An 11,652-nucleotide genomic window follows, 5' to 3' on the forward strand; every position below is an offset into this window, starting at 1 on the left:
TGATGCAAAAGCCCATGGTTGCGTTTGAGGGACATCTCAGTTACGACTTCAAGAAACGGGGGCTCTGGGCCTCACTCGACGGCAACTACTGGGCAGGTGGCGAAACAAACGCAGGTGGTGTCGAGAACTCGAACGCCGAACAGCGGAACTCCCGCCTGGGGGCACTGCCGCGGTTCCGATCACAAAGCATCAATCACTGAAGTTCAGCTACAGCGATGGCGCCCATATCCAGTTTGGCGGCAATTATCAGAATGTATCGGTTGCATGGCAATATGGCTGGCTGGGAAGGCCTAAATGATCCTCGTCTGATCCGACGAGACATGCGAAGCATTCAACGGAAGAGGAGTATGGAATCAAATGGTTGTTACGGAGAACAGCTTGATGATTAGCGGCGACGCAAAGATGAAGAACCTGCTGACCGTGACAGCCGCGATTGAACTGGGAGCTGGCTTAGTGCTGATGGTGATTCCATCGTTTACGCTCAAGCTCCTGCTCAGTTCACCACTTGATTCGCCCGCGGCGCTAACCGTTGCGCGTGTGGCCGCGGTGGCTCTGCTCGCCCTGGGAGTAGGCTGCTGGCTCATGCGACGCGACAGTGAGAGCCGAGCCGCGAAAGGGCTCATCTCCGCGATGTTGGTATACAACGCAGGTGTGTCTGCGGTGCTCGCGTATGCAACGGTGGGCCTGGGACTGCCAGGAATAGGCATTTGGCCGTTCGTTCTGGTTCATGTGGTCATGATTGTCTGGTGCTTCAAAGCGATCTGTAGCCGGACAGCGGACAAATAGTCAAGCAAAATGACACGACCTCCGCAACTTTGCAATCGCGGAGGTTGTTCAACTGCCGATTATGTGTGATTCGTTAGAGCGACCTTTTAGCGCCAGTAACCCTTATGAAAGACCCAGGTGCTTCCGGTGTGGACGTAGCGTGGTTGCACCCAAACAACACCAACACGTGGTGGTCGGACCCACCTTCCTGCGACCCATACGTACCCGTGGCCATTCCAACTCTGGTAACCGGCGATCCACACATAACCGGGACCGGGTGCGACGCCAACTACCCCCACGCGTACGGGCGGAGGTGGTGCAACACGAATCACTGTTGTCTGCGCACTTCCGATAAGTCCGGCCGTTAGCAGTACTGCGCAACCGGCAGCGCGAAAAAAGGACATAGGTTCACTCCTCAATTTAGAATTCTGTCTGAATTTTGGTGGTCGAGACTTGGGTTCAGAGTACACCTCTTGCATGATTGTTGATACTGGCAAAATACAGAGTGCCGCCCTGACCATTATTCCTCAATGCACATCTACTGAGCGTCGGCTCCGCGCATTTGATTCCCGCATACGGTCTCTGCGGCCCCGAGATCAGGATTGCTATCTGCCCCGACCCCTCCATGTGATTGGCGAGGCTCGGCGTCTGTCCGAAAACCTTGCTGAAATCGTTTAGCAAATCTTCAGTCGCGCGCCGCACGGGCACCGGCTGGTCCGCGCTTTCCACAATCGTGACCGATGCATCGATGGCGATACTCGATCGACTTGCAGCATGCGAAGAGACTGGCGCCGCGGATATGACTCCAAAGGCCAGAAGAAATACAAGCGAATGCCGACGATGGCGAAAACCAGCGCGCTGGAACATGACGTCTCCTTCGGGAAGAGAGTCTGAGTCGTATCGAACACTCGAACGGAAGTTCGAGAGAAAGCCACAGAGAATTGAACGCGAACGTTGGGCGAGCGCGAACTGGGAATGGGCTTCGTTCGCGTCCCGAATTATACCGGACAGTCCGGCACAGACGCACCCGTGACCGTGCTTACGCGGGTCTCGCGGCCGCAGTGCTACAGTGGACTGGTCTTCACTTCTCTTCAGGTCATTGCTTCTTGCGTGCTCTTGGTGTGTGTTTGGCGGCTGTGCTCGCGCTCTCTGGCGTGGTTTTCGCCGCTACGCGCGTTCAGCCTGTTCCCGTCCCACCAGAGCTGCACTCCACCGCTTTCACCGTAATGGTCAACAATCAGCCTGTCGAAGTTGCTCACGCTGCAGCCAGCTACGACTTCGTCAACTTTGATGTCACTGGCCCGGTCTCCATCGCCATCACCGCTGCCGAGCCCGGCTTCTGGGATAAAGGCGTCGACATCGAACCGTGGCGGCTCGGTATTCGCCCCGTGCGCGACGGCCAGACCATTCGATTCAAAATCGCCGGGCCGCAAAAGCTTTCCATCTCACGTCCCGGCGATTTCCTCAATCACGCCACCATGCTCTTCGTCTTCGCAGGTGAGGCGCCGGCACCGCCCCCGCCCGCGAGTCCTTCCGTTCATGTACTCGAAGCGGGCGTCTATCACCAGAGCCTCAATCCCCAAAGCGGCGATACCTACTACCTCGCGCCTGGCTCCTATTTCTACGGCAGCCTCAACCTCTGGAAAGTCAGCGGCGTCAAAGTGCTTGGCCGCGGCACCATCGTCTACGAAGGCACGCAGGATCCTAACTCTGACGAAGGCTGGATGCAGAAACCGGACTGGCACTGCGTCGGCGCGCTCGAGTCGCACAACGTCGAGATTGATGGACTAACCTGCATCGTCCGTGCGCGCACCTGGTCTATCCAGTTGAAGGACTCCACAGGCTTCACCTTCGACGACATCCGTGTCATTGGCGGTAATCCCGGCAATGCGAATCAGGACGGCATTGACTGGATTGGCTCCTCCGACGGGCTCGTTAAGAATTCGTTCCTTCGCGCATCGGATGACGATATCGCGTTGATGGGCAATTGGGACGGCTACACAGACGCCGACATGCTTCGTCCCGGTCGGGACGTGCAGAACATTACGGTGGAAGACAGCGAGCTCTCCACCAGTATCTCCAACATTGTTCGTTCGGTGTGGCCGCGCAAGATTTTCAATTCCAGAAATTTCACGCTGCGAAACTCCGACATTCTCCACGGGGGCATCGGCGCGTGCGGACAGACCTTTGGCATCCTCGGCATGTGGGGAGCCAACGGCTCCAAGGGCGATCACTCAAATTACACATTTGAGAATCTCTGGCTCGATAACTGGTACTCGCTGGTCCAGATCGATCACCAGGAGCCCTCCGTTCACGGCGTGCTCTTCAAGAACATCTGGGCGCTCGACCAGCCACCCCTCGCCACGTCCACCATCACCGGCAACGTCAGAGATGTCACCTTCGACAACGTCAAGTACGATCAGAACCGCGCCACCAACGAAGCCGAGCTGCAATTGATCACGGCGGGAGGCGCCGCGCCGCCGAAATTCCTCCCACCCTCCGGTCCCGTGGCGCACTTCACTGTGGACCCTCCCGTCTTCGCTCCCGGCGATAAGGTCACGTTTACCGCAGACCCTTCGCCGCACGCGAAATTCACCTGGCTCTTTGGCGACGGAACAGAAGCGCACGGCAGAAAAGTGAAGCACAAATTTCCCGATGCTCTCGGCACCGCGCTCGACGGATCGACTGGCGCGGGCCGGTTTCGCGTCCTGCTCAAAGCTGAAGACAATCAGGATCAACAGGACTGGGCTGCACAGGGAATTGTTGCAGTCGCAAAGTGGCACGACGCCACACAGATCGCCGGCCCCACGCTCCCGGGGCTCCTCTGGCAGATCTACCCCGGCACATGGACTGAGCTGCCGGATCTCACCCGCCAGACAGCGGTCTTCAACGGAGATTCGCCGAACCTCCACGCCGATTCGCACGGATTCACTCGCTATGTGGCTGCATGGGATGGGTTCATCGACATTCCCGCTGACGGCGGCTACACCTTCCACCTGATGGCACGCGATGGAGCCAGGCTGGTTATTGATGGAATCCAGATCGCGAAAACGGGCCCACCTTTTGCCCAGGTCTGCGGATCGCCCGGGAACGCCGTGCGCTACGATCACGGGTCCATCGGACTGCGCGCGGGCCGCCACACTCTCCATATCGAAGGGCTGCACTCCGTAAGCCAGGGTTCGCCGCGTGTGCTTTGGGAAGGTCCCTCGCTCCCACTGACGGATGTTCCTCCCGATGCCTACACCCATGCCCGCATCGACACCGTGAGCGATGCGAAACTGAAATAGGTCCCACGCCGCTCCATCCGCCTGAAGTGAAGTTACTTTTGTGAGGGCACGCTCCACCCCTTCGGAACGGAAGGCATCTGGCGTCTTTCACTTAAATCTGATTCCCTTTAGGTACCGAACAGATGCAGGCATAGCTACTCGTCGACCCCATGCCTGAGTACAAATCTAAGAGCATCCTCTGTTGCTGAAGAGATAGCGCACGCGGGCCATTCGGTTAACCGAGCATCCGGCGCATAAGTCTCCCAATGGCTGTTTTCCGGCCCGCTCCACCCAGAGGAATGCAGTGCATCACTTTCCCCGCACACCAGGAGCGTAAATGCAAGTAACTTCCTCGCGCCTTTCAGGCTTGAATCTCTCGCTGTGTCTTGCGGCGCTTGCTGCAATCATCCCGCTGCTCTCGGGCTGCGGCTACTTCGCCGTCACTGACCCTTCGTTCTATGCCGGAATTTCTGCGTCCGCAACCACTCTTCGGGTGAACCAGCAAATCCAGCTGAAGGACAACGCCAGGACGACCGGGGTGCCGGTAATCTTCTTCGTAAACGGCGTGCAGGGCGGCAACGCGGAATTTGGCACGATCAGCAGCACCGGACTTTATACGGCGCCGGCGATTGTTCCCGTACCAAATACGGTATCCATCACCAGCACGACCGCGAAATTTCCGAATGATCCTCCCGGGTTGGTTGCGATCGGCGTTCTCAATCCGATTCCGGTCTTGACCTCGGTCACTCCGGGTGCCTTCTCCGAGGGCACCACGATGGTTACGGTGAATGGTTCGCAGTTTGTTTACGGCGCGCAGATCTGGTGGAATGGCGCCGCGGTTCCGACGACCTTCGTTTCGTCGACTCAATTAGTGGCGTCTATCCCTGCTCCGAATCCGGGGACATTTCCAATCGCGGTCAGCAACCCGAATCCCGGATCGGTGACGACGAAGCCGCTTTCGATCAAAGTAGGGCCGGGGCAGGTCGTACTCACGCTTCAGCCCAATTACGGAACCGATGTTCGCGTAAGCAATGCTCTCAACATTGGTCTGACCGTTATGGGCACCGACAATTCTGCAGTCAACCTCTTCATCAATGGAGTGGCAGGCGGCAACGCCCAGATCGGCACTGCAGTTTCGAATACCGATGGCTCGATTACATACACGGCTCCCGCGGTTGTTCCCTCTCCAAACGTCGTTCAACTCACAGTGGTCAGCGTTGACAATCCGAGCGTTTCTATCAATCGCAATATTGCGGTTTTGAATCCGATTCCAATTCTCAGCTCTGCAACGCCAGCTTCGTTCAACGTTGGATCTGCTTCTGTCGTTGTGCAGGGGCAGAACTTCATATCCGGGGCACAGGTTCTGGTGAACGGCGCTGCCGTTTCCACAACGTTCAACAGCGGCGGTCAACTCACGGCAAACCTCACCACCACTGAGCCGGGCACGCTTGACCTGCAGGTGCTCAATCCCAGTCCGGGACCGGCCACCTCCAACGACTTGATTGAAGATGTCGCCGGCGGAGCTCCCACGTTGGCCGTCCCGCCGGAGGATGCAGCACGCTTCCTCGACCAGGCGACATTTGGCGCAACTGACGCGGATATTCATCACCTCTCGCAGATTGGATATCAGCCCTGGCTCAATGAGCAGTTCAACATTCCGCAGACGCTCCGTGAACCCATCGTGGAGCAGGCGCTGCTACTTAACAATCCTTCTTGCGGTGCATCCGATTTGAAGTGCAACACATCGCTGTTTGTGCAAAACAACCAGGGCGAGATTTACGTCGAGAATGCATTCTGGCAACAAGCAACAGGTGCGAATGACCAGCTCAGGCAGCGCCTGCAATACGCCCTGTCAGAGCAATTCGTCATTTCTGGAACGACCCCAGCCGTTCAGAACATGCCGCGCGGAGAAGCCAATTACTACGATCTTCTGGGCGCCGACGCCTTTGGAAATTTCAGGCAGTTGCTTCAGGACGTGACGCTGAGCCCGATGATGGGGCAGTTCCTCTCTATGCTCCAGAATGACAAGGGCAATGCCAATACCGATCCCGATGAAAATTACGCGCGCGAAGTCATGCAGCTCTTTACCATCGGCCTCTATCAACTGAATGACGACGGCACGCAGAAGCTTGATTCAACCGGCAAGCCGATTCCGACCTATTCGAATAACGATGTGATGGGACTAGCAAAGGTCTTCACCGGGTTCAGTTGGAACGTCCCCGGCAACACCGGCGATACCGCGTGGTCCAATTGCTGCATCTACGTGGGCACCGGCTACGGCGAAGATCTTCTGCAGATGCAGGCTTACGCGAATCATCATTCCACCGAGGAGAAGGATTTTCTTGGTGTGACGATTCCAGCGTCGGGCTCACCGGATCCCAATGGCGATCTGAAAATAGCGCTCGATACGCTTTTCAATCATCCGAATCTGCCGGCCTTCTTCTCGAAGCAGTTGATTCAGCACATGGTGACATCAAATCCCAGCCCCGCGTACGTGGGCCGCGTCGCCGCTGTATTCAAAGACAACGGCCAGGGCGTTCGCGGTGACATGAAGGCGGTTATCACGGCAATCCTTCTCGACCCTGAAGCCCGCGACATGGCCGCAGACGCAGGTAATCCGCAATATGGCAAGGTGCGCGAAGCGCTCCTCCGATACACCAACTGGGCACGCGCTTTCACCGCGCAATCGCGAAATGGCGGGTACTTCCTCGGCTCATCAGAGGATCCAATCTGGGGTCTGGGACAGATGACGATGCGCTCGCCAACCGTGTTTAACTGGTTCACTCCAGGATTCTCACCTCCCGCAACCAGCATCGAGCAGGCCGGGTTGGTCGCGCCTGAAATGCAGATGACGAACGTTACAACCGTCGTCGGCTATTTGAATTACATGCAGTACGCAATTGGCAGCGACGCAAAAAATGGTTCGGATCTTTTCTCGTCCTACGGTGCTGAGCTGAGCCTTGCAAACACGCCCGATCAGCTCGTCGATCGGGTCAATCTACTGCTAATGGCAGGGCAGATGGACAGTACTCTGCGCGGTGAAATTCTGGGGGCAGTCAGTGCAATTCCCGTTCCCTCGGCAGATCAAAACGCCATCAACGCGGCTCTTACGGCACGCGTGCAAACAGCGATTTATCTCACCATGGCTTCACCGGCTTTCTGCGCGCAGTTTTAGGAGATCACAGTGAATAAATTCGAACGATCCCGCCGCCAATTTCTTCGTACAGCCTCCATGGCTTCCATGGCGGGCCTCTATGCGAGCCCGTTTCTTATGGAACTGAATTCTGTTGCGGCGATGGCACAAGGTTCCGGCGCATCCGACTACCGCGCGTTGGTATGCGTCTTCCTGCAGGGCGGCAACGACGGTCATGGCACCGTGATCGCCACCGATTCCGAATCCTATTCTGCTTTCACGCAAGCGCGTTCGGGCGCACCTGGTCTTGCCTATCCAATGAGTCAGCTGCTTCCGATCGTGCCGAGAACTTCGCAAAGTGGCCGTACCTTCGCATTGAATCCCTCTCTGGGTGGACTGCAAAACCTGTTCAATGCAGGTCGCGCGGCGGTTGTGTCGAATGTCGGCACGCTGATTGCGCCAGTAACAAAAACCCAGGTGATGAACAACTCTGTTCCACTGCCCGCTTCACTCTATTCGCATTTCGATCAAACGGCGGCATGGCAGGCGATTGCGTCGAACGGGGGAAGTGCCGAACATATCGGCTGGGGCGGATCGGTGGCCGATCTCATCGAGAGCATGGGCATGAATTCAAACTCCATGTTCACCTGCATCTCGACTGCGGGAATCGCGTTGTTCTTATCAGGTCAGTCGTCGTATCAGCTTAACGTTACGTCCGCAGGTCCAATTCCCATCGCAGGTATGGCTCAGCCGCTGTTCGGTCAGCCGGCGGGTACCAACGCGCTTTCGTCGATTCTCACCGCCGATGAGGCAAATCTGTTCGCAAAGGAATACGAAGTCGTCGTGAATCGCTCGCAACTCGCGCAGGAGCAGCTTTCGACTTCCATGTTGCCGGCGGGCGCGACAGGGATCGCCGATCCGCCGCAGTACCTGGATCCCGTTACCAACAAGCTCACCGACAATCCTCTTGCCACCTCGCTGCAAACGGTCGCCCGGATCATCGGCGGCCGTTCAGGACTTGGCGTGAACCGGCAGATCTTCTACGTGCAACTCGGCAGCTTCGACACTCACAATAACCAGGCCCAGTTGCATGCGACCCTCCTCACACAACTCGGGCAGGCTCTCGAATACTTCGATGGACTCATGACATCGGCCGGCCTCGGAGAACAGGTGACCACATTTACCGCTTCGGATTTCGGCAGGACCCTTACATCTAATAGCAACGGCACTGACCATGGATGGGGAAGCCATCACTTTGTTGTGGGTGGGGCGGTGCAAGGGCAGGACATCTACGGCCAGTACCCTGTTGTTGGTGCTAACCAGGCCAACGACGTCGGCGCTGGCCGTTTGATTCCTGCCATTTCTGTAGATGAGTATGCGGGAACCCTGGCGCGGTGGTTCGGATTATCAGACGGCCAGATCCGCCAGATTCTTCCGAACCTTGGCAACTTCGGTTCAAGCCCTTACCTCGGCTTCATGGGCTAAGAATCTCATCTGTTCGAAATCTGCCCAGGGGCGTTATGCAGGCCAACTTTGAGAAATGTGCGCCGATGACTGCTCATTGCGAGAGGAACCAATCGTCAATGAGGCAGTTGCGTGACATCCCATCCGCCACCGAGGGCGCGAACCAGCCCCACGCTGGCCGCAAATTGGCGGGTCACCAGATCCGTTGACGTGCGCTGGTTGGTCAGCAGCGTGCTTTCGGCCACCAGCACTTCAAGGTAGGTCGTTGCGCCTCCCCTGTAGCGCTGGTTCGACAGGTCCAGCGAGTGCTGCGCGGCGGCTACAGCGCGCTGCTCCGTAGTGGCCTCTTCGTTCAACACCCGCAGGTCCGACAGGCGGTCTTCCACCTCATTGAAAGCACCGAGCACCGTGGCGCGATAGGTCGACGCCTGCGCCTCGTAGTTGTGCCTCGCCTGATCGGTAATCGCGCGCCGCTTTCCGGCATCGAAAAGCAGCTGCGTCGCCTGCGCGCCAAGGCTCCATAGTGCGCTCGGTCCCTGGATCAGCGTGCCGATATTGGTGCTCTCAAATCCACCACCACCGCCGAGAACCACGTTGGGATAAAACGCGCTGATCGCGATTCCGATCTGTTCATTGGCGGCAGCAGTGCGTCGTTCAACTGACGCAACATCCGGACGGCGCTCGACTAACTGTGAGGGCACACCCACCGGGACCTTGGGCAGCGCCAGGTCCAGCGGCGCCGGCGTCAACGTCAGGTCGCGCGCCTCTTTGTTGATGAGCGTGGCGATTGCATGTTCGTATTGACTGCGCGCCACATTCAAATCCACCAATTGAGCCCGGGTCGTCTCCAACTGCGTCAATGCCTGCGCCACGACGACTTCGGTGGCCAGGCCACCCTTTACGAGGCGCTGATTCAAATCAAGCTGATGTTCGTAGTCCGCCACCGTCCGCTCGAGGAGGCGCGCGTCCGAATCCAGCCCGCGCAACTCAAAGTAGTCCAACGCCAACTCCGCATGCAGACTCAGGTCAAGATTCGCCATGTCGGCCGCGCTGGCCTGCGCGCTTGCATGGGCAGACTCAACGGTGCGGCGCACGCGGCCCCAGAGATCCGGCTCCCAGCTCGCCTGGCCCTCGAGCTGGAAATCGCTGTACCCAGTTTGCGTGCTGTTCACGATCAATGGCCGATGCGAAGACACCTGGTCGCGACTGGCGACTCCCGAAAGCGACAACGTGGGGTAGAAATCTGCCCGCGCCACCCGCACCTGGTCGCGCGCCGCAAAGTATGTCTCCATCGCTGCGCGCAGGTTTTGGTTCTCCGGCACAATCTGCTCTTCAAGCGCGTTCAGTTGCGGATCCTGGTAGATCTCCCACCAGTTCCCACGCAGCATGCCATCGGAGGGAGATGCAGGCTTCCACGTTCCGCCATTTGGATTGGGCGGCGGCACGATCGCTCCTGCCGATCCACCCTCCTTGTATTCCGGCGGCGGTGCAGTGGCGGGCCGTTGGTAGTTGGGCCCGACCTTGCATCCGGCAAGCAATGAAAGAAGCACGACAAGGCCTGTTGCCGGCAAACGCATCCACCGCACCGGCTTTTCTCCAAGCCGGAAGTGAGGCGCAGCCGGAACCAGCAGCTTTGATCCCGACGACATCGCTATTTGCCCCCCGGTCCCGGCTGCTCATCCTGGTTCTGACCGCTCGGGCTCTGCGGACTTACCTTCTCGCCCTCGATCAACGAGTCCGGCGGATCCTGGATCACGCGGTCTCCTTCTTTAAGCCCGGTGACAATCTGCACGGTCGCCCCATCGTCCTCGCCAATCGTCACAGGAATCAGATGAGCGATGCCGTCATTGCCAACCGTACCGACCTGGGTTCCCTCGCGTCGAAAAATGATCGCCGAAACCGGAATAATGAACGTCTCCATCGCCGGGGTCTTGAAGTGAACCTGCGCAAGCGATCCGGGCAGCAACTCGCCCTTTCGGTTGTCCACGTCAATCTCAACCAGCAACGTACGGCTCGCGGGATCGATGGCATTCGCAGTTCGAACCAAGGTTCCCTGGAAGTTTCGTCCCGGATACTCGGGAAACGTAATGTCAATCCTCGAACCGCGTTTCAGGTTGGTCGTGTAGAGCTGTGGAACGTTGGTATACACGCGAAGCGTGTTCAGAGCCTGCATGTGAAACAGTTCTTTTGCCGCTCCCGTATCAATCAGCTGTCCTATATCAATGGAGCGCGCTGTCACTACTCCGTCGAAGGGGGCGTAGACTTTCTCAAACGACACCAGCTCTTTCAGCCGGTCGACGTTGGCCTGGGCCGACTTCACCGCGGATGCCGTGGCTGTAGCCTGGTTGGTGAAAGTCTCCGTGTCCTGCTGCGAAACCGCATTCGATGGTGCCAAATCCTGGTAGCGCTGCGCCTGCGAATGCGCATTCTTCGCATTCGCCTGTGCGGTTCCCAGGTCAGCCTCAGCCTGCCTCAGTTGCTGATCCAGCTCTGGGGTTGCGATCTCCGCCAGTAGCGCCCCCTGTTTCACGTGAGAACCGATGTCGTAGTACCACTTTGTCAGGTAACCGGAGGTGCGCGCGTAAATTGGTGCATCGGTATACGCGGTCACATTGCCAGGGAGCAGAAATGTGTCGATCGGATCGCCTTTTTTCGGCGGCAGCGCAATGACCACGGGAGGAGCCGATTCCCGGGTCGTCTTGGCCAGAACATCATCGTGGTGGATGCGGCTCAGGATTCCAAACGTCGCGAGCGCCGCAAACACCAGCAGCACGATGATGATCCCCGTGATGGCAAATCTCGGCGCAATCGGCCTTTGTACAGGTGCGTGCTGCGTGTCATGTCCCTCGTGAGGAACCTGCTTGTGCGCCTCAGGCGGCTTCTGATTCGGTTTGGATTCGTTGCTCATAAATCTCGCTCCGAAGAACTTGTGCTAACTAGTCGAACTCGTCAAACGTTGCGGCTTGCTTCTCGCGCATGGTGGATCTGGTCCGCTTTTCGATCCATCCGTGCACGACAGAAAAG

General features: G+C 57.9%; 7 protein-coding genes and 1 pseudogene. 5 read left to right on the plus strand and 3 right to left on the minus strand.

From position 1 onward, the window contains the following. Both WA354_RS14725 and WA354_RS14730 read left to right on the plus strand, forming a co-directional pair. A pseudogene (locus WA354_RS14725) lies at nt 1-200 on the plus strand (transporter); the annotation flags it as partial. 181 nt (nt 201-381) lie between these two features. Beyond that, nucleotides 382-786, plus strand: coding sequence for a hypothetical protein (locus tag WA354_RS14730; protein WP_472813774.1), 405 nt, complete (start codon nt 382-384; stop codon nt 784-786). 86 nt (nt 787-872) lie between these two features. Here the strand turns inward: WA354_RS14730 and WA354_RS14735 are convergent, their stop codons facing one another. Then, nucleotides 873-1,169, minus strand: a complete 297-nt coding sequence (locus WA354_RS14735; RefSeq protein WP_472813775.1) for a YXWGXW repeat-containing protein — start codon at nt 1,167-1,169, stop codon at nt 873-875. 732 nt (nt 1,170-1,901) lie between these two features. Between WA354_RS14735 and WA354_RS14740 the strand changes: the two genes are divergently transcribed. The 3 genes from WA354_RS14740 (at nt 1,902) to WA354_RS14750 (ending at nt 8,649) form a co-directional block, all read left to right on the plus strand. Beyond that, on the plus strand, nt 1,902-4,052 hold the full coding sequence (locus tag WA354_RS14740; RefSeq protein ID WP_472813780.1) for a PA14 domain-containing protein: 2,151 nt from the start codon (nt 1,902-1,904) through the stop codon (nt 4,050-4,052). 316 nt (nt 4,053-4,368) lie between these two features. Then, on the plus strand, nt 4,369-7,206 hold the full coding sequence (locus tag WA354_RS14745) for a DUF1800 family protein (protein WP_472813776.1): 2,838 nt from the start codon (nt 4,369-4,371) through the stop codon (nt 7,204-7,206). 9 nt (nt 7,207-7,215) lie between these two features. Beyond that, on the plus strand, nt 7,216-8,649 hold the full coding sequence (locus WA354_RS14750; RefSeq protein WP_472813777.1) for a DUF1501 domain-containing protein: 1,434 nt from the start codon (nt 7,216-7,218) through the stop codon (nt 8,647-8,649). A 95-nt stretch (nt 8,650-8,744) separates the two neighbouring features. Here the strand turns inward: WA354_RS14750 and WA354_RS14755 are convergent, their stop codons facing one another. Then, complete coding sequence (locus tag WA354_RS14755; RefSeq protein WP_472813778.1) at nt 8,745-10,277, minus strand: efflux transporter outer membrane subunit; 1,533 nt, start codon at nt 10,275-10,277, stop codon at nt 8,745-8,747. A 2-nt stretch (nt 10,278-10,279) separates the two neighbouring features. Then, nucleotides 10,280-11,536, minus strand: a complete 1,257-nt coding sequence (locus WA354_RS14760; protein ID WP_472813779.1) for an efflux RND transporter periplasmic adaptor subunit — start codon at nt 11,534-11,536, stop codon at nt 10,280-10,282. Nucleotides 11,537-11,652: the final 116 nt, after the last annotated feature.

Origin of the sequence: Occallatibacter sp., from assembly GCF_049802275.1 — a bacterium.
In the GTDB taxonomy this organism is placed as follows: Bacteria; Acidobacteriota; Terriglobia; order Terriglobales; family Acidobacteriaceae; genus Telmatobacter.